The sequence below is a fragment of the Pseudomonas sp. SJZ080 genome, from assembly GCF_007828295.1.
GTDB lineage: Bacteria > Pseudomonadota > Gammaproteobacteria > Pseudomonadales > Pseudomonadaceae > Aquipseudomonas > Aquipseudomonas migulae_A.
Genome location: NZ_VIUK01000004.1, coordinates 200,663 through 223,817 on the forward strand (window position 1 = coordinate 200,663; position 23,155 = coordinate 223,817).

At 60.1% G+C, this 23,155-nt stretch carries 16 protein-coding genes; 9 read left to right on the top strand and 7 right to left on the bottom strand.

Features of this window, described 5'->3' with window-relative positions; translation table 11 throughout:
* From FBY04_RS08105 to FBY04_RS08120, 4 genes are all read right to left on the bottom strand, one after another.
* Complete coding sequence (locus FBY04_RS08105; RefSeq protein ID WP_003199186.1) at positions 1-228, bottom strand: YheU family protein; 228 nt, start codon at positions 226-228, stop codon at positions 1-3.
* Between the two features lie 202 nt (positions 229-430).
* Positions 431-1,621: an osmoprotectant NAGGN system M42 family peptidase gene (locus FBY04_RS08110; RefSeq protein WP_084323728.1), complete on the bottom strand. Its 1,191-nt coding sequence runs from the start codon at positions 1,619-1,621 to the stop codon at positions 431-433.
* A 159-nt stretch (positions 1,622-1,780) separates the two neighbouring features.
* Positions 1,781-3,529 (bottom strand): N-acetylglutaminylglutamine synthetase, encoded by a 1,749-nt coding sequence (gene ngg, locus FBY04_RS08115; RefSeq protein ID WP_145314931.1) that lies wholly within the window; start codon positions 3,527-3,529, stop codon positions 1,781-1,783.
* A 3-nt stretch (positions 3,530-3,532) separates the two neighbouring features.
* Positions 3,533-5,305 carry an N-acetylglutaminylglutamine amidotransferase gene (locus FBY04_RS08120; RefSeq protein ID WP_084323726.1) on the bottom strand — a complete coding sequence of 591 codons (1,773 nt, stop codon included), beginning with the start codon at positions 5,303-5,305 and terminating at the stop codon, positions 3,533-3,535.
* 297 nt (positions 5,306-5,602) lie between these two features.
* On the opposite strand from FBY04_RS08120, the gene FBY04_RS08125 reads away from it, so the two are divergent.
* A complete protein-coding gene (locus FBY04_RS08125; RefSeq protein ID WP_145314932.1) occupies positions 5,603-10,402 on the top strand; it encodes an NEL-type E3 ubiquitin ligase domain-containing protein in 4,800 nt (1,599 codons plus the stop codon).
* 6 nt (positions 10,403-10,408) lie between these two features.
* Here the strand turns inward: FBY04_RS08125 and mnmC are convergent, their stop codons facing one another.
* Positions 10,409-12,388 (bottom strand): bifunctional tRNA (5-methylaminomethyl-2-thiouridine)(34)-methyltransferase MnmD/FAD-dependent 5-carboxymethylaminomethyl-2-thiouridine(34) oxidoreductase MnmC, encoded by a 1,980-nt coding sequence (gene mnmC / locus FBY04_RS08130; RefSeq protein ID WP_145314933.1) that lies wholly within the window; start codon positions 12,386-12,388, stop codon positions 10,409-10,411.
* Positions 12,389-12,704: 316 nt separating this feature from the next.
* Here mnmC and pap point away from each other — a divergent pair, with 316 nt between their 5' ends.
* Entirely contained in the window at positions 12,705-14,228 is a 1,524-nt protein-coding gene (gene pap / locus FBY04_RS08140) for a polyphosphate:AMP phosphotransferase (RefSeq protein ID WP_145314935.1), read from the top strand.
* A gap of 101 nt (positions 14,229-14,329) precedes the next feature.
* Positions 14,330-15,514, top strand: coding sequence for a thiolase family protein (locus FBY04_RS08145; protein WP_145314936.1), 1,185 nt, complete (start codon positions 14,330-14,332; stop codon positions 15,512-15,514).
* 159 nt (positions 15,515-15,673) lie between these two features.
* On the opposite strand, the gene FBY04_RS08150 is transcribed toward FBY04_RS08145, so the two are convergent.
* The gene (locus tag FBY04_RS08150) at positions 15,674-15,868 is read right to left on the bottom strand and encodes a DUF6316 family protein (protein ID WP_145314937.1); all 195 of its coding nucleotides are present in this window, start codon (positions 15,866-15,868) and stop codon (positions 15,674-15,676) included.
* Between the two features lie 201 nt (positions 15,869-16,069).
* Here FBY04_RS08150 and FBY04_RS08155 point away from each other — a divergent pair, with 201 nt between their 5' ends.
* On the top strand, positions 16,070-17,029 hold the full coding sequence (locus FBY04_RS08155; RefSeq protein ID WP_145314938.1) for a DMT family transporter: 960 nt from the start codon (positions 16,070-16,072) through the stop codon (positions 17,027-17,029).
* A gap of 122 nt (positions 17,030-17,151) precedes the next feature.
* Here FBY04_RS08155 and FBY04_RS08160 read toward each other — a convergent pair whose 3' ends face one another.
* Positions 17,152-18,546 carry a class II fumarate hydratase gene (locus FBY04_RS08160; protein WP_084321083.1) on the bottom strand — a complete coding sequence of 465 codons (1,395 nt, stop codon included), beginning with the start codon at positions 18,544-18,546 and terminating at the stop codon, positions 17,152-17,154.
* Positions 18,547-18,738: 192 nt separating this feature from the next.
* On the opposite strand from FBY04_RS08160, the gene FBY04_RS08165 reads away from it, so the two are divergent.
* The 5 genes from FBY04_RS08165 (at position 18,739) to FBY04_RS08185 (ending at position 23,155) form a co-directional block, all read left to right on the top strand.
* The gene (locus FBY04_RS08165; protein ID WP_084321084.1) at positions 18,739-19,266 is read left to right on the top strand and encodes a DUF2059 domain-containing protein; all 528 of its coding nucleotides are present in this window, start codon (positions 18,739-18,741) and stop codon (positions 19,264-19,266) included.
* A gap of 12 nt (positions 19,267-19,278) precedes the next feature.
* On the top strand, positions 19,279-19,572 hold the full coding sequence (locus FBY04_RS08170) for a BolA family transcriptional regulator (protein WP_084321085.1): 294 nt from the start codon (positions 19,279-19,281) through the stop codon (positions 19,570-19,572).
* A gap of 189 nt (positions 19,573-19,761) precedes the next feature.
* A complete protein-coding gene (locus tag FBY04_RS08175; RefSeq protein WP_084321086.1) occupies positions 19,762-20,703 on the top strand; it encodes a rhodanese-related sulfurtransferase in 942 nt (313 codons plus the stop codon).
* Between the two features lie 3 nt (positions 20,704-20,706).
* Positions 20,707-21,345, top strand: a complete 639-nt coding sequence (locus FBY04_RS08180) for a DsbA family protein (protein ID WP_084321087.1) — start codon at positions 20,707-20,709, stop codon at positions 21,343-21,345.
* Positions 21,338-23,155: an ABC transporter ATP-binding protein gene (locus tag FBY04_RS08185; protein ID WP_145314939.1), complete on the top strand. Its 1,818-nt coding sequence runs from the start codon at positions 21,338-21,340 to the stop codon at positions 23,153-23,155. Before FBY04_RS08180 ends, FBY04_RS08185 begins: the two co-directional genes overlap by 8 nt.

Consider the following 23,155-nt stretch of genomic DNA (forward strand, 5'->3'; position numbering starts at 1 on the left):
TCAGTCAAACAGGTGCTTGGGCACGTCGTGTTTGAGCATCAACTGGCACTGCTCGCTTTCCGGATCGAAGACAATCAGTGCCTGGCCCTTGGTCAACGCCTGGCGAACCCGCAATACGCGGGTTTCCAGCGGCGTGTCATCGCCGTTGTCGGTGCCGTCACGGGTCACGAAATCTTCGATCAGGCGGGTCAGGGTGTCGACTTCAAGTTGGTCGTGGGGAATCAGCATAGGCACCTCGGCTAAACAATGGGCGCGATGCTACGGCGAATGATGGGTTGCGGCTAGCCTGGGTTCGTCTGTTGCCTGGTCTACCGCCATCGCGAGCAAGCCCGCTCCCACAGTTGAATGCGTTTCTCCTGCAGGAACTCGGTCAACTGGGGGGAGCGGGCTTGCTCGCGATGGCAATCTGTCAGGCGACGACAATCCAGGATCAGCTCTCGGACCGCTGCCCCACCAGGCTATCCACCGACGGCACCCGCGTATCGCTCTCCATCTGCGTGTCATGTTCGATCTGATGACTGAAGCGGTCCAGCGACCCCTTCGCAGGCTGTGCATCGCTGGCGAACACCGGCGGGCTGAGAATGTAGGCGCCGAGCAGGCGGCTAAGGGCGGCGAGGCTGTCGATGTGCGTGCGTTCGTAGCCGTGAGTCGCGTCGCAGCCGAAGGCAAGCAGGGCGGTGCGGATGTCATGGCCGGCGGTGACCGCCGAATGTGCGTCGCTGAAGTAATAGCGGAACAGGTCGCGGCGCACCGGCAACTCGTTGTCGCTGGCCAGTCGCAGCAAGTGCCGGGACAAGTGATAGTCATAAGGTCCGCCGGAATCCTGCATGGCCACGCTGACCGCGTGTTCGCTGGAATGCTGGCCGGGCGCGACCGGCGCGATGTCGATGCCGACGAATTCGCTGACGTCCCAGGGTAACGCCGCCGCCGCGCCGCTGCCGGTTTCTTCAGTGATGGTGAACAGCGGATGGCAGTCGATCATCAATTCTTCGCCGCTGTCGACAATGGCTTTCAGTGCCGCCAGCAATGCGGCAACACCGGCCTTGTCGTCGAGGTGACGAGCACTGATGTGGCCGCTTTCGGTAAATTCCGGCAAGGGGTCGAAAGCCACGAAATCGCCGACGCTGATCCCCAGGGAATCGCAATCGGCGCGGGTGGCGCAATAGGCGTCCAGGCGCAGTTCGATGTGATCCCAACTGATCGGCATTTCATCCACCGCGGTGTTGAACGCGTGCCCGGAGGCCATCAGCGGCAACACACTGCCCCGGATGACGCCATTGTCGGTAAACAGGCTGACACGACTGCCTTCGGCAAAACGGCTCGACCAGCAGCCGACCGGCGCCAGCGTCAGGCGGCCATTGTCTTTGACGGCGCGAACGGCAGCGCCGATGGTGTCGAGGTGAGCGGAAACGGCGCGGTCCGGGCTGTTTTTCTTGCCCTTGAGCGTGGCGCGGATCGTGCCGCGGCGGGTCATCTCGAACGGAATGCCCAGCTCTTCAAGGCGTTCGGCAACATAGCGCACGATGGTGTCGGTAAACCCGGTGGGGCTGGGAATGGCGAGCATTTCCAGCAGGACTTTTTGCAGGTAGTTGAGATCTGGTTCGGGGATTTTGCTGGTCATGGAAACTCCTGATGAGTTGAGCGCATCGATGGTTTCGATGAGGAAGATTTGTGTCGCCTGAACTGACGCCTTCGCGAGCAAGCCCGCTCCCACAATGGAACGCGATCAAAATGTGGGAGCGGGCTTGCTCGCGAAGGGGCCCGTCCGGGCACTACATCACTAAGAGATCGCCGGCTGACTACGCGGAAACAATAAATCCACAAATCGCTCGGCCGTCGGTTGCGGCTCATGATTGGCCAACCCGGCGCGCTCATTGGCTTCGATAAACACATACTCCGGTTGATCCGCCGCCGGCACCATCAGGTCCAGCCCGACCATCGGAATGTCCAGCGCCCGCGCCGCGCGCACGGCTGCATCCACCAGGGTCGGATGCAGGATCGCCGTGACATCTTCAAGCACACCACCGGTATGAAGATTCGCCGTACGCCGCACGAACAGATGTTCGCCCGCCGGCAGAATGCTGCTGTAGTCGTACCCGGCCGCTTTCAACGTTCGCTGGGTTTCAGCGTCCAGCGGGATCTTGCTTTCGCCGCTGGTGGCCGCCTGCCGTCGCCGACTTTGGGCTTCGATCAGCGCACCGATACAATGCTGCCCATCACCCACCACTTCCGCCGGGCGGCGAATCGCCGCGGCGACCACTTCAAAACCGATGACCAGAATCCGCAGGTCGAGGCCTTCGTGGAAGCTTTCCAGCAACACGCGGCTGTCGAACCGGCGGGCGGATTCGATGGCTTGCTGCACCTCTTCGATCGTCCGCAAATCAACCGCCACACCTTGGCCCTGCTCGCCATCCAGTGGTTTGACCACCACCCGCTCGTGCTCGTCGAGAAAAGCCAGGTTGTCGTCGGCGTTGCCCGCAAGCTGTTGCGCGGGCAGGTTCAGGCCGGCATTTTTCAGGACCTTGTGGGTCAGGCTCTTGTCCTGGCACAACGTCATGCTGATGGCACTGGTCAGGTCGCTCAGTGACTCACGGCAACGGACCCGCCGACTGCCATGGATCAGGGTGAACAGTCCCGATTCGGCGTCATCGACTTGCACTTCAATGCCGCGCCGATGGGCTTCTTCTACGATGATTCGGGCATATGGATTGAACTCGGCTTCGGGGCCAGGGCCCAGAAACAACGGCTGATTGATCCCGTTCTTGCGCTTGATCGCAAAAGTCGACAGGTTGCGAAAGCCGAGTTTGGCGTAAAGACTTTTCGCCTGGCGGTTGTCATGCAGCACTGACAGATCGAGGTAACTCAGCCCACGGCTCATGAAGTGCTCGATCAAATGCCGCACCAGCACTTCGCCGACGCCGGGACGCGAACAATGCGGATCGACGGCCAGGCACCAGAGGCTGCTGCCGTTTTCCGGATCGTTGAACGCCTTGTGGTGATTGAGGCCCATGACGCTGCCGATGATCGCGCCGCTGTCTTCGTCTTCGGCCAGCCAATACACCGGGCCGCCGAGATGACGCGGGGTCAGCAGACTGGCATCGATCGGCAGCATTCCACGTGTCTGATACAGCTGATTGATCGCCTGCCAGTCCGCATCGCTTTGCGCGCGACGAATGCGAAAGCCGCGGAACACGCGGGTCGCCTGTCGGTAATCGCTGAACCACAAGCGCAAGGTGTCAGACGGGTCGAGAAACAGCTGCGCCGGCTCCAGTCCCAACACTTGCTGGGGCGCGGCGACATACAGGGCAATGTCGCGCTCACCCGGCTGCTCATTCAGCAACTCCTGGGCGAGGCTCGCCGGATCGGGGAACGTGTGGCCGATCAGCAGCCGGCCCCAGCCGCAATGCACGGCAATCGGCGCGGCGCCCAATTCGCTGCCGTCTTCGGCCAGACGCGCCTGCAAGCGTTCATAAGAGGGCGCCTGACCGCGCAACAGGCGTTGGCTATACGCCGTGGCGTGAGGTTTCATCGATCAGATTCCTTGTTCGCTTAGCCACAGGTTCAGCGCCGCCAATTGCCACAGCTTGGAGCCGCGCAACGGGGTCAACTGGCCTTGTGGATCGGTCAGCAGACGGTCGAGCATCGCCGGGTTGAACAGGCCGCGATCCTGACTCGGATCCAGCAGCAGTTCGCGTACCCAGTTCAGCGTATCGCCTTGCAAATGCTTGAGGCCCGGCACCGGGAAGTAACCTTTCTTGCGGTCGATGACTTCGCTCGGAATCACCAGCCGCGCCGCCTCTTTCAACACTTGCTTGCCGCCGTCCGGCAGTTTGAATTTACCCGGCACCCGGGCCGACAATTCCACCAGGCGATAGTCGAGAAACGGTGTGCGCGCTTCCAGGCCCCAGGCCATGGTCATGTTGTCGACGCGTTTCACCGGGTCATCCACCAGCATCACGGTGCTGTCCAGACGCAAGGCCTTGTCCACCGCTGCATCAGCGCCGGGTTGGGCGAAATGTTCCTTCACGAAGTCGCCGGCGGCGTCATTCGCGGTCAGCCATTCAGGCTGCACAGTGGCGGCGTAGTCCTCGTAGCTGCGGTCGAAGAACGCATCGCGATAAGCCGCATAGGGATCGGCCGCGCCATCGACCTGCGGATACCAGTGATAACCGGCGAACAACTCGTCCGCACCCTGGCCGCTCTGCACCACTTTGCAATGCTTGGCCACTTCCCGGGACAACAGATAGAAAGCGATGCAGTCATGACTGACCATCGGCTCGCTCATGGCGCGGAACGCCGCCGGCAGTTGCTCGATGATCTCTTTTTCGTCGATGCGCAGTTGATGGTGTTGCGTGTTGTAGTGTTTGGCGATCAAGTCCGAATACTGGAACTCGTCGCCACGTTCGCCGCCGGCATCCTGGAAGCCGATGGAGAAGGTCGACAGGTTTTCCACGCCGACTTCGCGTAACAGACCGACGAGCATGCTCGAGTCGACACCGCCCGACAGCAGCACGCCGACATCCACCGCTGCCCGTTGACGGATTGCCACGGCATCGCGGGTGCTATCGAGCACGCGATCGCGCCAGTCTTCCAGTGTCAGGTTCATCTCGTCGGCGTGGGGGCCGTAGGGCAGGGTCCACCAGGTTTTCTGCTCGGTGCTGCCGTCCGCTTCGATACGCATCCAGCTGGCTGGCGGCAGTTTTTCGATGCCGGCCAGCAAGGTGCGTGGCGCCGGGACCACCGCGTGGAAGTTCAGATAATGATTGAGCGCCACCGGATCGAGGATCGGGTTGATGTCACCGCCCTTGAGCAGTGCCGGCAGAGCAGAAGCAAAGCGCAGGCGCTGGCCGGTGCGTGACAGGTACAGCGGCTTTACGCCGAGGCGGTCGCGGGCAATGAACAGGCGCTTGGCATCACGCTCCCAAATGGCGAAGGCGAACATGCCGTTGAGTTTCGGCAGCAGCGCCTCGCCCCAGGCGTGGTAGCCCTTGAGCAGCACTTCGGTGTCGCCACCGGAATAGAAGGCATAACCGAGGCTTTCCAGTTCGGCGCGCAGTTCCGGGAAGTTGTAGATCGCGCCATTGAACGCCAGGGACAAGCCCAGTCGATTGTCGACCATCGGCTGCGCCGAGCCGTCCGACAGGTCCATGATTTTCAGGCGACGATGGCCCAGGGCAATCGGCCCCTGACTGAAAAAACCCCACGCGTCAGGTCCGCGAGGTGCCAGGTGATGGGTGATTCGTTCAACGGCTGCAAGGTCCGCAGGTTGATGATCGAAGCGTAACTCGCCAGCTAATCCGCACATAAATTCCTTACCGGTTTTTCCGTTGGGGAGGGTGAATCGATACCGGGCCAAAACCGCGGGTACTCAGAAACTGACCCGCCGGGATCGTGGGAGTTTTAGATCGATAAGTAATAAGGCATCGATTGAGGCCGGGCGTCTGTACGTCGAAAAACGTGCCGGCGTGCGGTACATAGTTAGGTTAAAGATTGATAATTGTGTTGTTTAAGTAACTGAAAATATTGGAATTTTACGTTATTCAACAGTGGGTGAAGACGTTAACGTCAGGGGCTCACTTGCATGCAATAAGGAACGTTGCGTATGTCAGCCAAGGACCCCGTCATTGCGGCGATCAAGCCGTTTACAACTACAGATCAGTTGTCTGCCCTCATGCAGATGACCGGCGATCTGGACACCGCCGAATCTCTACAAAAGACACTGCCCGTGTGGCTCACCGATGCGACGCCGGAAAAAATTGCCGCGTTGGCAGAGGCCATGCGCGAGCTCCAGGCCTGTCAGAGCAAAGTCCAACCGACACTTGATCGGCTGAAACCGCTGGATGAGTTTTGTCGCGTTGAACTGACAGAAGCGCTGACGCGGCGTTACAGCGTGGCATTCGATGTTGAGCAGGACGGGGTGGAGCTGCCCGGTTTCGAGTGTGGTTGCTCTGGTTCCACCTCGCCGGGAGATGTTGTCAAACAGAAAGTGATCGCCAGGCACAGCCTGTTGCGGGCGGCGATGCATAACTTCACCGAGGGCGAAACACAAGACGATGGCTTTCCCGAGGGCAGCGTTGTGCGTGTGGCATCAACGCCCGATGGCGTGCCCGGATTGACGCCCAGCGCGTTTGCCGAAATCTGCCGAGACCTGGATCTGGGCAGGCGTTACCAGACGCATTTCGAGGCCATCTTCAAACCTGCCGCGAATGATCTCGACATTGCCCGGCTCAAGATGAGCGCGCTGAAGGTTGATGCACATACTGCTTACTTGAAAGGGCACATTGGCGAATTGGCGTTTCAAATGTTACAGGGGCTGGCGTTGAACAGCGGTTCTGGTCAGGCCTCCGGCATCAAGCCGGTCCTCTACGAAAACGACCCGGTTCAGTTGCAAGGATTGGAGTTGTATGGAACCTGTCTGTGGGGCGTGGTTATTTTTTCAAAGCGTTCACTCAAGGAACATCCGGTGGATGCCTGTGTGGTGTACATGCCGAACGAGCCCGACCGGCCGCTTTTTGAATACACCACTTTTGTGTTGTTCCAGTGGTACTTGAACAAACAATTGAAAGTCAGCACGTACGCTGAATTTTTTACTGCTTATCTCGATGAAGCCAACAGAACCGATTTTTTGACCGCTGTTGCGAAACAGCAGGCCTGGGCGCTCCAGACGCTGGACATCCCTTCGACCCTGTTCGGTTTTCTGTATCAAAGCCATGTCACAAAGATGAAAAGCGATGCACGGGTATTTGCCGTGCCGACGGCGGAAGTAGATGCCGATGCTCGTCAGAAACGCCTGTTGGCTTACGAGGAAACAGGCCTGCTGATCGCCAACCTCGCCGGTCTGTTTGTTCCTGTACTCGGGCAACTGATGATGGGCGTTGCTGTGGGGCAGCTGCTGGGTGAGGTTTACGATGGCATCGAAGACTGGCGCCATGATGACAAGGCCGGCGCCATGGCTCATCTGCTCAATGTGGCGGAAAACATGGCGATGATGGCGGCATTTGCGGCAGGGACCAAAGTGGCCGGTTCATTGATCAAGCGGACTGTGGCGGCGCATCCGGATTTTTTCGGTCGGTTCGTTGCTGTCAACAATACGGCGGGGGAACCGCGGCTCTGGCTGACAGAGGTAGCGCCTTACCGGCGAATCCCGGCGGCGGGGGGAGTCGCCGATGCCAAGGGGATTTATCAGGTCGGTGCGCAACGATGGGTCAACATTGACGGCGCCCGCTATGAAATTGCATTCGATACCGCACTGGGGAAGTGGCGCGTCAGACACCCTGCCCGCAGCAATGCCTTTTCGCCGGTTGTCGAGCACAACAACGAGGGGGGCTGGCGCTTTGCGCATGAGCAACCGCAGGAATGGAGTAGCGGCCTCTACGCATTGAAGCGCATTGATCCGCGCCTGGCCGCCCTCGACGACGGGCGCTTGGAAAACCTTCGCAAAATCACCGGCAGCTCTGTCAGTCAATTGAACCATCTGGGTGAAGAGAACCTGGTGCTACCCGCCCGGTTGAAGGATTGCATCGAGCGATTGCGCATCGAGCAGCAGCTGAGTGGCTTCATTACGAGCATGGAAAGCGGCCATTGGCGAGGCGCCGATCACGCGCAAACGCAGCTGCACGCCTTGCCTTTATTGCCCGGTTGGCCTGCTGAACGCTACATCGAGGTACTCGATAGCGAGCGTAAAATCACCGCGATGTACCCGCCATCGACCTTGGTGGCCGATGAAGATCTGAGTGTCCAGGTTACTGAAGAGCAACTGCGCAAAGGTGAGTTGCTTGAAGCCGTCGTAGCCGGCCTTTACCCAGGCGAAGTCGATACGCTGCTAGGCGCAAAAGTCGCTGGCAGTACGCAAAGCAGCGTATTGGCGAAAAAGCTTGGCGCCGCCATCAAGGCCGATCGCCGGTCAGCGTTCAAGGACCTTTATCAGCGATACGACCAGAGCAGCAGCGGTGATGTACAAAAAATACGCGATGTTTTCCCCGAGATGCCTGTTGACCTGGCCCGGGAGTTGATCGCGCACGCCTCCAGTGTGGAACGCCTGCACCTGCGCGCCCATGGACGTGTTCCCATGGGATTGGCGCAAAAGGTCCGGCAGTCGCTGGCGGATTTACGGCTGGACAGAGCATTGACAGGCTTGTATTTGCCCGAGATCGCCGAGGCCGATACGCGAAAGCTCGCCTTGAAACTGTTGCCCCGGTTGAGTGGCTGGAGCGATGGTCTGCGCATCGAGCTGCATGAAGGCTCGCTGACCGGACCGTTATCGGTCAGTGTCGGCAAGGAAGACGCGGCGCTCAAACGAATCATCGTCAACAAGGCGACTGGCTACGAAGCGTTTGACAGTGACGGTCAGACCCTTGGCACGGCGGGGGCGGGATCAAACGGTCTGTACCACGCCATTGTGCGCGCCATACCGTCGGATCGGCGCACCGCCATGGGCATTACCGGAATCGGCGAAAGCGATGGCGGACGCCTGCGCAGTGATTTGTTGAGCAAAGGCCTCGATGATCGGGGCCACGCCGAGCGGGCGCTGTTAGGCGAAACGGCGGATGAGTCGGTCTCGCCGGCTGATTGCCCGCAAGCCGATTCCCCTGTACCTGTCTCGACCCATCCTCGGGCGCTGATGCGCAAGGTCAAAAAACTCTACCCATTGTTTTCCGATGCCCAGGCGCAGGCGTTTCTCGACGGATTGGGCAGTGACCCTCTGGTGCGTGCGAGCGAGGTCAGAACTCGACAGCAGGCATTGAAGGCTCTGCGAAACGTGCTCGACGTCTGGAGCAAAGATGAGACAGGCCTGAGCTCGGCGGCAGAAAAAAGTGAACGCCGCCAGAGTCGTCGACAAATGTCCGATTTGATCGAAAACAGCTGGCGACGCTTGTCTTTCCTGCCCGAAGAAAAGGGGGGGACGGTGCCAGGCTTGAAGCTTGACGCGATGCGGGCAGGCAAGCTTCCAACGCTGCCACTTCAGGTGAGCTTCGATCATGTGCTGACACTGTCACTCAAGAATATGGACCTGGATAACGACGCGGCCTATTTCCTCAAGGCATTTAAAAATCTTGAATCGCTGGAGCTCAATGACAATAAGCTGACCCAGTTGCCGGAAGTGCTTTCTTTGATGCCCCGGCTCAAACACCTGAACCTGGCGAATAATGATCTGCAACTGACTGAACAGACGCTGAAAAAGCTGTCTGCGATGCGTACGCTGGAGACCCTCGACTTGAGCGGTAACCGTCGCCTCGGCGCGACGCTGGACGTCGGCAAACAGTTTGATCTGCGCTACCTGTCCCTGCGTGACACCCGCGCTACCGAACTGCCGAAAAACCTGTCGCGGCCGCCCAATCTTGACCGGATCGATTTGCGCGATAACGACATCAAGGTGTTGCCGGACTGGTTGTTCAACACCCCCCGCAGATTCAGTGAAACCGTTAATCTGCGCCACAACCCGCTGGTCAATGCCAGCCGCATCCAACTCAAAAGCTATCGCGATCGGGTCGGGATCGGCATGGGCTTCCTCGATGACGACATCGAACGGTTGAATGAACAACGGGCACGCGAGCTGTGGTTGCCGCAAGAGTGGACGTCGCCCGCACGGACCGCCTCCTGGACGGCGATCAAGGACGATCCCGCCTCCGATGGCCTGTTTCGATTGTTGGCTGAGTTGGGTAACACTGCCGATACCACGTATGTGCGTGAGGACATGACCCGGCGAGTCTGGAGCGTACTGGAGGCTGCTCGGCTCGATACGCCTTTGCGCGAGCAAGTGTTCGAGCTGGCCGCCAACCCGATTAACTGCACCGATTCGGCGGCGCTGAATTTCAGCCACCTGGAGGTCGCGGTGGAAGTGGACAAAGTCATCAACCCGGCCTTCGGGCATTCCGCGAAGGACCCGTTGTTGACCCTGGGGAGGGGGTTGTTTCGACTCGATCAGCTGGAGCAGATCGCCCTGAACCGGGTCGCGCAGGATCCCAAGGCCGATCCGCTGGAAGTCAGCCTGGCGTTTCGGACCGGACTGGCAGAAACCCTCAAACTGCCAGGACAACCCAGGCATATGCGTTATGCCTCGTTGAGTGGTGTGACGCCAACCATGCTCGATGCGGCGGCGCAAAAAATCATTACGGCGGAACTGTCACCGGCGTTCTTGAGGTTTTTGAATCGCCAGCCGTTCTGGACGGATTTCCTGATTCGCAGCTACCCGCAACAATTTGATGAGCTCAACCAGATTTATCCGGCAAAGCTGCAAGCAGTGTTCGAGAAGGCCGACAGTCTGACGACTGCCGACTATCTCAGTCAGGTTACGGCGATCAAGACCGAGAAAGACGTGGCGGAAAACAGCGTTTTCGAGCGCTTGACCCAGGAGGTCTTGAGAGCCGCCGACGTTGGAGTGTGCGAGCTTCCCCAGCGTTGAGCGGATTCATTTCCCGCGGATCAGACGCCGCAACGCGAAGCGGTTCGGATGACACGCCTCCGCCACGGCTCTGGGCAATGGCAGCGGTTCGTCATCCAGCCACGCAGCAAGCAATTCGCCTGACAACGGCGCGGTGATCAGGCCGCGCGAGCCGTGGCCGCTGTTGACGTACAAGCCATCCAGCCAGGGGCAAGGGATGTCCGGCGTTTGCCGGGCATCCTTGCTCAGGGCGCTGTAGGCGTCGGCGAACGCCTGAGCATCGGCCAGCGGCCCGACAATCGGCAGGTAATCCGGGCTGGTGCAGCGAAACGCCGCGCGACCTTCGAGCGCTTCGGGCTGCAATGTGTCCGCGCCGAGCCGGGTGAGCAGGTCTGCGGAGATTTCTTCGAGCATCTGCAGATTGCCGGCATGCTCGGCGGCGGTCGGTGTCAGGTCGTCGTTGTTGAAATCGAAACTGGCACCCAGCGTATGTTCACCCAATCGTGCCGGGGAGACATAACCTTCGGCGCAGACCACGGTGCTCAGGTGTTGGCTCTCACGTGTCAGGGGCAGGCGAGTGATCTGCCCGCGAATGCGCTTGAGCGGCAACTCGCTGCTGTAAGGAAAACGCTTGATCTCGGCGGCGCCGGCCAGGATCACCACCGGCGCATCGGCCAGCAACGTATCGCCTTCCCAGGCTTGCCAGTGTCCTTCCGTTCGACGCAGTTCCAGTACATCGTGATGCGTCAGAATCCGGATGTCGGGGTGCTTCGCTTGCCATTGGCACAACGCCGGCGGATGCACCCATCCGCCTTCGGGGTAATACAACCCGCCCCATTGCAGACCGATACCCGCACGCGCTTCAGCCTGTTCTCTATCGAGTGTGTGCAGCAAGTCTTCGGGAAACGCCTGTGCCAGCTGCGCCTGACGCTCGGCCTCCTTGGCGTTGAAGGCCAGTTGCAGCACACCGCATCCGTCCCAGTCGATACCTCGCTGCAACTGTTCAAGCACGCGTCGGGTGTAACCGAATCCACTGACGATCAATTGCGACAAGGCCGTGCCATGGGCCGAGAGTTTGAGATAAAGCACGCCTTGAGGATTGCCCGAGGCTTCCTGCGCGAGCGCAGCGTGGCGCTCCAGCAGGCTGACTTGCCACCCCCGCGCCGCGAGGCTGGCGGCCGTCGCGCAACCGGCCAGGCCGGCACCGATCACCAGAGCCCTGCGTTCGCCAGTCAGCGTTGTCGGGCGCGCAAACCATGGCTTGGCCGCAGCGGGCGCAGGGACTTCTTCATGCCAGCCCAGGAACGTGCCCCGCAGGATCTCCCATTTGTGGCCGATGCCGGGCGTGCGCTTCATCTTGAAGCCTGCCGCGTTCAGCAGACGACGCACCCAACCGGTGCTGGTGAAGGTGCTGATGGTCGAACCGGGCGCCGCCAGCCGGGCAAGCTCGGCAAACAGTTCGGCGGTCCACATGTCGGGGTTTTTCGCCGGGGCGAAACCGTCGAGAAACCAGGCGTCGATCTGTGCGTCCAGTTGCGGCAGCTGTTCCAGCGCATCGCCGATCAACAGGGTCAACGTCACGCGACCGTTATCCAGTACCAGCCGCTGGAAGCCTTGATGGATCGCCACATACTGTGCGAGCAACTGATCGGCAAACGGCTTGAGCTCTGGCCATAAGGCCAGTGCCCGTTGCAGATCAGGCGCACTCAACGGGTACTTTTCGACACTGACAAAATGCAGCCGCGCACCGGCCACTGCGTGGTGTTCGAACAACTGCCAGGCACACAGAAAATTCAGCCCGGTGCCGAAACCGGTCTCGCCAATGACCAGCCTCCCGCCCACCGGCAATGCGGCAAAACGTTCACGCAGTGCGTTCTGTTCGAGGAAGACGTAACGGGTTTCATCCAGCCCGGACAGGTCGGAAAAATACACATCATCGAACACCCGCGAACGCGGGAGCCCTTGGTCGTCCCAGTCGAGCTGGGCGTGGGGCAATACAGGTTTCATGGCAGGCTCGGCAACGGCAAGTCGGCCATTCTAGCCGATCGCCGAGTCGCTGCTTGATCCATGGCAAGTACCAGGTCGGGAAGGGCGGGGAGAATAGTCGCCGTTGGGCCTGTAGAACGAGCTTGCTCGCGATGGACTCAGGAGCAGTGCGCTTGTTCAGAAAGCACGCGTTATCGTTTACGTCCATCGCGAGCAAGCTCGCTCCCACAGGGCGCGGAATACAGCCTTGCCACACAGGCCGGAAAAACAGGGATTTTTCTCTGCTGGCTATGGCCCAATCCGCTAGTCTTGCCACAATCTGGAAAGGGAGCACTCCATGTTCGAATCTGCTGAAATCGGTCACGTCATCGACAAAGAAACCTATGAAGCCGAGGTGCCGGCGCTGCGTGAGGCGCTGCTCGAGGCGCAGTTCGAACTTCAGCAGCAAAAGCGTTTTCCGGTGATCATTTTGATCAACGGCATCGAAGGTGCCGGCAAGGGCGAGACGGTGAAGCTGCTCAATGAGTGGATGGACCCACGGCTGATCGAGGTCCGCACCTTCGATCAGCAGACCGACGAAGAACTGGCGCGGCCACCGGCCTGGCGTTACTGGCGGATGCTCCCGGCCCAGGGGCGCATGGGGATTTTTTTCGGCAACTGGTACAGCCAGATGCTGCAGGCCCGGGTTCATGGCGTGATCAAGGAACCCAGGCTCGATCAGAGCATCAACGGTGCCGAACGCCTGGAAAAGATGTTGTGTGACGAAGGCGCGCTGATCTTCAAGTTCTGGTTTCACCTCTCGAAAAAGCAAATGAAGGACCGCCTCAAGGCCCTGGCCGACGATCCTCTGCACAGCTGGCGCATCAGCCCGCTGGACTGGCAGCAATCGCAGACCTACGACAAGTTCGTGAAATACGGCGAACGCATCTTGCGCCGCACCAGCCGTGACTACGCACCGTGGCATGTGATCGCCGGAATGGACCCGCGCTATCGGAGCCTGGCGGTCGGCAAGATTCTGCTCGAAGGCCTGCAAGGCGCCTTGAAAAGACCGACGATTCACCCGGATAAAGTCAGCGCCGCGCCCTTGGCCAGCAGCGTGGATCAGGTCAACCTGCTCGACAGCCTCGACTTGACCCTGCATCTGGACAAGGACGATTACGAAGAGCAACTGATCACCGAACAGGCGCGGTTATCGGGATTGATGCGCGACAAACGCATGCGCCGCCACGCCTTGATTGCGGTGTTCGAAGGCAACGATGCCGCCGGCAAAGGCGGGGCGATACGCCGGGTTGCAGCGGCACTTGACCCGCGCCAGTACAGCATTGTGCCGATTGCCGCACCCACCGAGGAGGAGCGGGCACACCCGTACATGTGGCGTTTCTGGCGGCATATTCCGGCGCGGTCCAAATTCACGGTGTTTGACCGTTCCTGGTATGGCCGGGTGCTGGTGGAGCGTGTCGAAGGCTTTTGCAGCCCGGCGGACTGGCTGCGCGCCTACAGTGAGATCAACGACTTCGAAGAGCAGATCGCCGACGCCGGGGTGATCGTGGTCAAGTTCTGGCTGGCCATCGATAAAGAAACGCAAATGGAGCGCTTCGAGGAGCGCGAGCAGATTCCCTTCAAGCGCTTCAAGATTACCGAAGATGACTGGCGCAATCGGGAAAAGTGGGATGCCTACCGAGCTGCGGTTAGCGACATGGTCGACCGCACCAGTACCGAGATTTCTCCCTGGACCCTGGTGGAGGCCAACGACAAGCGCTGGGCGCGGGTCAAGGTCTTGCGCACCCTCAACCAGGCGCTGGAAGAGGCGTTCGTAAAGTCCGACAAGCAAGAGAAGAAGCTGAAAAAACTCAAGGGGTGAGCCGATGGCTGCGCATACGCGGGGTGAATGATTGTCGCGACCGGTTACCGGTGGACTTATGCTCGGTCCACTCTCAACCCATAACAACAATGAGGTATGCCATGCGTGAAGTGGTGATCGTCGACAGCGTGCGGACCGGCCTGGCCAAGTCCTTTCGCGGCAAGTTCAACCAGACCCGTCCGGACGACATGGCGGCTCACTGCGTCAATGCACTGCTGACACGCTCGGGCATCGACCCGGCCAGCGTTGAAGATTGCATCGTCGGTGCCGGCTCCAACGAAGGCGCCCAAGGCTACAACATCGGCCGCAACGTCGCGGTGCTGTCGCGCCTGGGCACCGGCACTGCCGGCATGACCCTCAACCGCTTCTGCTCGTCGGGCTTGCAGGCGATTGCGATTGCCGCCAACCAGATCGCTTCCGGTTGCAGCGACATCATCGTCGCCGGTGGCGTGGAGTCCATCAGCCTGACCATGAAAAGCGTCAACACCGACAACCTGATCAACCCGCTGCTGAAAGAGCAGGTGCCGGGCATCTATTTCCCCATGGGCCAGACCGCCGAGATCGTCGCCCGTCGTTACAGCGTCAGCCGTGAAGAACAGGACCTGTACGCCCTGCAAAGTCAGCAACGTACCGCTCAGGCGCAGACCGCCGGGCTGTTCGACGACGAAATCGTGCCGATGGCGGTGAAGTATCGCGTTGAAGACAAAGCCACCGGGCAGGTGCAGATCCTTGACGGTGTCGTCGATCGCGACGACTGCAATCGTCCCGACACTACGCTGGAAAGCCTGGCAGGATTGAAACCGGTGTTTGCCGAAGACGGTTCGGTCACGGCGGGCAACTCGTCGCAGCTGTCCGATGGTGCGTCGATGACGCTGGTGATGAGCCTGGAAAAAGCGCTGGAACTGGGACTGAAGCCGAAGGCGTTCTTTCGCGGTTTCACCGTGGCAGGTTGTGAACCGGATGAAATGGGCATCGGCCCGGTGTTCTCGGTGCCGAAGTTGCTCAAGGCCAAGGGTTTGCAGGTGGCCGACATTGACCTGTGGGAGCTCAACGAGGCATTCGCTTCGCAATGCCTGTACAGCCGCAACCGGCTGGGGATCGATAACGAGAAGTACAACGTCAATGGCGGCTCGATTTCCATCGGTCACCCGTTCGGCATGACCGGGTCGCGTCAGGTCGGGCATCTTGTGCGGGAATTGCAGCGGCGGAATTTGCGTTACGGCATCGTCACTATGTGCGTGGGTGGCGGGATGGGGGCGACCGGGTTGTTTGAAGCGGTGCGTTAAGCCTTAAGGGCTTGTGGTGATTGTTATATCGCCTTCGCGAGCAAGTCGGATCGCCGCACCGCCGCTCCCACATTCGACCGAGTTCTCCCATAGGAATACGGTCGAATGTGAGAGCGGCGGTGCGGCGATCCGACTTGCTCGCGAAGGCAGCGCCTCGGTCTATCGACTGGCGCTCAAAAGCTGCATCCGCGCAATATAAGCCTCAATCTCCCGCGCAGCCGCCTCCGGGTTTTCAAACGGCCCCTCCAGCGTGTTTTCCCGGGTGCTGAAATACAACTCCCCGTTTACCCGACACATCCGGTCGCTGCGAAAGTGCGTGGCGGGGGCGTTGTCCTGGGCGCGCATGCCATACATGGCGGTCTCCTGAAGGTGGGAAGATCCAATGAGCTTATGCATGAACCGCTTACAGCGCCTGGCCAACCGATCGACGGCATATCGCCAATTTATTGCTGCGACCCACACAGTTTCATTTGCGTCTGCCCGCCAACTGTCCCTGTGTGCCAGACGCCGCTGAGCCTAGAATGACGATTCTTGCCATCTGGCTTTGGGGTACGCATGCACATTTCATCCGGTCGCTGGGTTTACGGTCTGTTCCTGGCCTTGTTGACCGCGTTGTTGTGGGGAATCCTGCCGATCAAACTCAAGCAAGTGCTGCTGGTGATGGACCCGGTCACGGTGACCTGGTTTCGGCTGATGGTGTCCGGCGGGTGCTTGTTCATTTACCTGGCCGCCACCGGACGCCTGCCGAGCCGCAAGGTGCTCGGGCCTCGCGGTGGCTGGCTGGTACTGATGGCGGTGCTCGGCCTGGTGGGCAACTACGTGTTGTATTTGATGGGCCTGAACCTGCTCAGCCCCGGCACCGCGCAACTGGTAGTGCAGATGGGCCCGATCATGTTGCTGATCGCCAGCCTGTTTGTGTTCAAGGAGCGCTTCAGCGTGGGGCAGGGCATTGGCCTGCTGGTGCTGCTGATTGGTTTCGGGCTGTTTTTCAATCAGCGTCTGGCCGAGTTGCTCACCTCGCTGACTGACTACACGGCGGGTGTGCTGCTGGTGTTGCTGGCGTCCACGGTCTGGACGTTCTACGCCCTGGGGCAGAAACAATTGCTGACGGTGTGGAATTCATTGCAGGTGATGATGGTGATCTATCTGTTCTGCGGGCTGTTGCTTACGCCGTGGGTGCATCCGCTGGAAGCGTTGCAACTGACTCCGCTGCAGGGCTGGCTGTTGCTGGCGTGCTGCATGAACACGCTGGTTGCATATGGTGCGTTTGCCGAAGCGCTGGCGCACTGGGAAGCCTCGCGGGTGAGTGCGACGTTGGCGATCACGCCGTTGGTGACGTTTGCGGCCGTCGCCATGGCGGCCTGGTTGTGGCCGGATTATGTGCATGCCGAGACGATCAATGGTCTGGGATATGGCGGGGCGGTGCTGGTGGTGCTGGGATCGGCGCTGGTGGCGTTGGGGCCGTCAATCATCGCTGGGCTCAAGGCCCGTAAGGTTCGGATGGCGGCAGGGTAATCCGCGTCATCGTTCTTCGCGAGCAAGCCCGCTCCCACATTTGACCGCATTCCTCTGTGGGAACTCGGTTAAACGTGGGAGCGGGCTTGCTCGCGATGGGAGGCGTTCAGGCACTAAAAAACTCAGCCCTTGGCCCCAGCCTCAAGCATATTTTCCGGCCTTACCCACGCATCGAACTGTTCATCCGTCAGATACCCCAACTGCAACGCCGCCTCCCGCAAGGTCAGCCCTTCGGCGTAGGCCTTCTTGGCAATCTCCGCCGACTTGTCATACCCGATATGCGGGTTCAGCGCCGTCACCAGCATCAACCCGCGTTCCAGATGTTCAGCCATTTTCTCGGCATCCGGTTCCAGGCCGGCGATGCAATGCTGCTGAAAGTTGCTGCAGCCATCGCCCAGCAAGCGGATCGATTGCAGCAGGTTGTGGATGATCACCGGTTTGAACACGTTCAGTTGCAGATGCCCCTGGCTCGCAGCGAAACCGATGGCAACGTCGTTGCCCAACACCTGACACGCCAGCATCGACAACGCTTCGCACTGGGTCGGGTTGACCTTGCCGGGCATGATCGAGCTGCCGGGTTCGTTGGCCGGCAATTTCACTTCGGCAAAACCGGCACGCGGCCCGGAACCCAGCAGGCGCAGGTCGTTGGCGATTTTCATCAGGGTCACAGCCAGGGTTTTCAGCGCCCCGGACAACGTGGTCAGCGGCTCATGGCCCGCCAGTGCGGCGAATTTGTTGGGTGCGGTGACAAACGGCAGGCCGGAGAGCGCGGCCAGCTCGGAGGCGATCGCTTCGCCAAAACCGTGTGGTGAGTTCAGACCGGTGCCAACCGCGGTGCCGCCCTGGGCCAGTTCACACACGGCGGGCAAGGCGCTGCGGATCGCTCGTTCGGCGTAGTCCAGTTGCGCGATGAACGCCGAGAGTTCCTGGCCGAAGGTGATCGGCGTGGCGTCCATCATGTGCGTGCGACCGGTCTTGACCAGTTTCATATGGCGCGCGGACAACTCGGCCAGGCCACCCGACAGCTCGCTGATCGCCGGCAGCAAATGTTGCTGCACCGCCTGAGCGGCGGCGATGTGCATCGCGGTGGGGAAGCAGTCGTTGGAGCTCTGCGAGCGGTTGACGTGATCGTTGGGGTGCACCGGCGACTTGCCGCCGCGCGGGTTGCCGGCCAGTTCGTTGGCACGCCCGGCGATCACTTCGTTGACGTTCATGTTGCTTTGGGTCCCGCTGCCGGTTTGCCAGACCACCAGCGGGAACTGGTCGTCATGGTTGCCGTCGAGCACTTCGTCAGCGGCCTGTTCGATCAGTCGGGCGATGTCGGCCGGCAGGTCGCCATTGCGGTCATTGACCCGCGCTGCGGCCTTCTTGATCAACGCCAGCCCATGCAGCACCGCCAGCGGCATACGCTCGTTGCCAATGGCGAAGTTAATCAGCGAGCGTTGCGTCTGAGCGCCCCAGTAGGCCTCATCCGGCACTTCCACCTCGCCAAGGCTGTCGGTCTCGATACGGCTCATCATGCACACTCCTGTCAGTCTGATAGCGCAGTTTAGGCCGTGATCCCCGGCCGTGGTTCCATCGGTCAGTATTTTGACCATTCAACCCCTCTAATTCAGGCCCGACAAGGCTTGGGGTTGAGTGACACACTTTTTTAGGCGCAGAATGGACGCCCTTGGGGTTTTACCTCGCCTGCTAGAAAGGGAAACTCGATGACTCGTCTTCGTGCCATCTGTACCGCGGTTGCACTGGTTTGCGCCAGCGGCCCTGTTTTTGCCGATACCGCCAGCCACAACGCCAGTGCCGAAGCTTTCCTGACCCTGGCGCACGCTGACAAGTTGGGCACTCCGGTGTACATGCAAGTGCAGCAAATGTTCGCTCAGCGCTTTGAACAGACCAAAGCCCCTGAATCGAAAAAAGCTTTGCTGGAAACCTACCAGGCCAAGGCCAACGCCGCTCTGGACGCAGCCATTGGCTGGAACAAGCTGAAGCCGGACATGGTCAAGCTGTACACCACCAACTTCAGCGAATCCGAGCTGAAAGACCTGGTCGCGTTCTACCAGTCGCCACTGGGCAAGAAAGTCCTGGAAAAAATGCCGCAGCTGACTCAGCAATCGGCCCAGATGACCCAAGCCAAGCTTGAAAGCGCGGTGCCTGTGGTCAACAAATTGCTGGCTGACATGACCAATGAGCTGGATCCCAAGGCTAACGCCGCTGCTCCAGCCAAGAAAAAGCCTTAAGCGGAGCCGGGTATGACCATGCAACAACGCATCGAATCGACGCTGGGTCTGTTACAGCCCGAGCACCTGCAAGTGCTGGATGAAAGCCATATGCACAGTCGTGGGTTGCAAACCCATTACAAGGCGGTGGTGGTCAGCCAGCAGTTCGAAGGGCTCAACCGCGTCAAGCGTCACCAGAAAGTCTACGGCACGCTCGGCGAGCTGATGGGCGAATTCCATGCGTTGGCGCTGCATACCTACACGCCTGAGGAATGGGCTCAGATCGACGCGGCTCCGGCCTCGCCGACCTGTGCTGGCGGACACTAGTACTAATGCCACGCAACTTGTAGAGCCGGCTTGCTGGCGATGGCTATTTCGCAGACGCCATCGCCAGCAAGCCGGCTCCTACAGGGATTCGTATATTTTTGCTAGAATCCGCAACGCGCCGCTTACCCGGCGCGTTTTTTTTCGCATCCGGTTCACCCCTTACGAGGGTAGCCACCTGGAGAATCACCCATGACACAACAGATTGTCGTGGCGGCACTGTATAAGTTCGTCACCCTGGAAAACTACGTCGACCTGCGCGAGCCCCTGCTGCAGGCGATGGTCGACAACGGCATCAAAGGCACGCTGCTGATCGCCGAAGAAGGCATCAACGGCACCGTGTCCGGCAGCCGCGAAGGCATCGACGGGCTGATGGCCTGGCTCAAGAACGACCCGCGCATGGACGACATCGACCACAAAGAGTCGTACTGCGACGAGCAGCCGTTCTACCGCACCAAAGTCAAACTCAAGAAAGAAATCGTCACCCTCGGCGTCGAAGGCGTAGACCCGAACAAAAAGGTCGGCACCTATGTGGATCCGCAGAACTGGAACGCCCTGATCAGCGATCCTGAAGTGCTGTTGATCGACACCCGCAACGACTACGAAGTCTCGATCGGCACCTTTGAAGGCGCCATCGATCCGAAGACCACCAGTTTTCGTGAATTCCCCGATTACATCAAAGCCAACTTCGACCCTGCCGTGCACAAGAAAGTCGCGATGTTCTGCACCGGCGGCATTCGTTGCGAAAAGGCTTCGAGCTACATGCTCAGCCAGGGTTTCGACGAGGTCTATCACCTCAAGGGCGGCATTCTGAAGTACCTCGAAGAGGTGCCGCAGGAAGAAACCAAGTGGCAGGGCGACTGCTTCGTCTTCGATAACCGCGTGACCGTGCGCCATGACCTCAGCGAAGGTGACTACGATCAGTGTCACGCCTGTCGTACGCCGGTGAGCGTCGAAGACCGCGCGTCCGAGCACTACGTGGCTGGCATCAGCTGCCCGCATTGCTGGGATAAGCTGAGCGAGAAGACCCGTCGCAGCGCCATCGATCGGCAAAAGCAGATAGAACTGGCCAAGGCTCGCAACATGCCTCACCCGATCGGCTACAACTACAAGCAAACCCCTTCCGAGGCTTGAACCATGTCTGCTCGCCGCCTGCTCTATGTGATGGACCCGATGTGTTCCTGGTGCTGGGGCTTTGCGCCGGTGGCCAACGCGCTGGTCGAACAGGCGCAAGCGGCGGGGGTGGATGTGCATCTGGTGGTGGGCGGTTTGCGCACCGGCAGTGGTTCGGCGCTGGAGCCGACCACACGGCGCTACATTCTTGAACATTGGCAGGCGGTCACCGAGGCCACCGGTCAACCGTTCAAGATCGAAGGCGCATTGCCGGATGGCTTTGTGTACGACACCGAACCCGCCTGTCGGGCGTTGGTGACGGCGCGTGGCCTGGCGCCGGATTGCGCCTGGAAACTGCTCGGTCTGATCCAGCATGCGTTTTATGCAGAGGGCCGTGATGTCACCCACGCCAGTGTGCTGGTGGAACTGGCAGAAAAGGCCGGTTTGCCGCGCATCGAGTTCGCGGCTGCGTTCGACCGTGCCGATCAACATGCCGCGACAGCGGCCGATTTTACCTGGGTGCAGGACCTCGGCATCGCCGGTTTCCCCACCTTGCTAGCTGAGCGTGATGGTCAATTGGCGTTGTTGACCAATGGCTATCAGCCTCTGAGCGTCCTCTCACCGCTGCTCGGCCGCTGGCTGGAGCGCGCTGCCTGTGCATGACCAGCCTGACGACACCGCCACCGCTACACGTGTCGACCGCCTGAGCTGGGCGGAAATCCGCCGACTGGCCCTGCATCACAAGAAATCACTGTGGATCGCCAACGGCGTGGCCGTGCTGGCAACGTTGTGCAGCGTGCCGATCCCCTTGCTTTTGCCGTTGCTGGTGGATGAAGTGCTGCTGGGTCATGGCGATGCCGCGCTGAAAGTCATGAACCTCGCGCTACCCGAAGGCTGGCAGAAAGCGGCGGGCTACATCGGCCTGATGCTGCTGGTGACCTTGTTGCTTCGCTGTGGCGCCTTGCTGTTCAACGTGGTGCAGGCGAAGTTGTTTGCGGCGCTGGCCAAAGACATCGTCTACCGCATTCGCATACGGCTGATCGAACGGCTCAAGCGCATCTCGCTGGGCGAGTACGAAAGCCTGGGCAGCGGCATGGTCACCACGCACCTGGTGACTGACCTCGATACGCTGGACAAATTCGTCGGCGAAACCCTCAGCCGTTTCCTCGTGGCCATGCTGACGCTGGTCGGTACGGCGAGCATTCTGATCTGGATGCACTGGAAACTGGCGTTGCTGATCATGCTGTTCAACCCGTTGGTGATCTACGCCACGGTGTTGTTGGGCAAGCGGGTCAAACACCTGAAGAAACTCGAGAACGACAGCACCTCACGCTTCACTCAAGCGTTAACCGAAACCCTCGATTCCATCCAGGAAGTGCGCGCCGGCAACCGTCAGGGCTTCTTCCTCGGGCGCCTCGGCCAGCGGGCGCGAGAGGTCCGTGATTACGCGGTGACTTCGCAGTGGAAAACCGATGCCTCGAACCGTGCCAGCGGTTTGCTGTTCCAGTTCGGCATCGATATTTTCCGCGCCGCCGCCATGCTCACGGTGTTGTTCTCCGACCTGTCCATCGGCCAGATGCTCGCGGTGTTCAGCTACCTGTGGTTCATGATCGGCCCGGTGGAACAGCTGCTGAATCTGCAATACGCCTATTACGCCGCCGGTGGTGCTCTATCGCGGATCAACGAGCTACTGGCAAGGGCCGATGAGCCGGAATATCCGGGCGGCGTCGACCCGTTCAACGGTCGCGAAACCGTCGGCATCGAGGTTCAGGGATTGAGTTTCGGTTATGGCGACGAGCTGGTGCTGAACCAGATGAACCTGTCCATCGCTCCCGGTGAAAAAGTCGCGATTGTCGGCGCCAGCGGCGGTGGTAAAAGTACCTTGGTGCAATTGCTGCTGGGCCTGTACACGCCACTCGCCGGGACGATTCGTTTTGGCGGTTCGACCCAGCAGGAAATCGGTCTGGAAACGGTTCGTGAGAATGTCGCCGTGGTTCTGCAACACCCGGCGCTGTTCAACGACACCATTCGCGCCAACCTGACCATGGGCCGTGAGCGCAGCGACGAAGCCTGCTGGCAGGCACTGGAAATTGCGCAACTGGACAACACGGTTCGGGAATTGGCCAACGGTCTGGACAGTATCGTCGGGCGTTCCGGCGTGCGATTGTCCGGCGGCCAGCGCCAGCGCCTGGCGATTGCACGGATGGTGCTGGCCGAACCGAAAGTGGTGATCCTCGACGAGGCCACCTCGGCGCTGGACGCCGCCACCGAATACAACCTGCACCAGGCGTTGGCGCGGTTCCTGAGCCACCGCACCACGCTGATCATTGCCCATCGGTTGTCGGCAGTGAAGCAGGCCGACCGCGTGCTGGTGTTCGATGGCGGGCAGATTGCCGAGGATGGCGACCATCAGCAACTGATTGCTGATGGGGGTTTGTACGCCAAGCTGTATGGGCATTTGCAGCAGCACTGA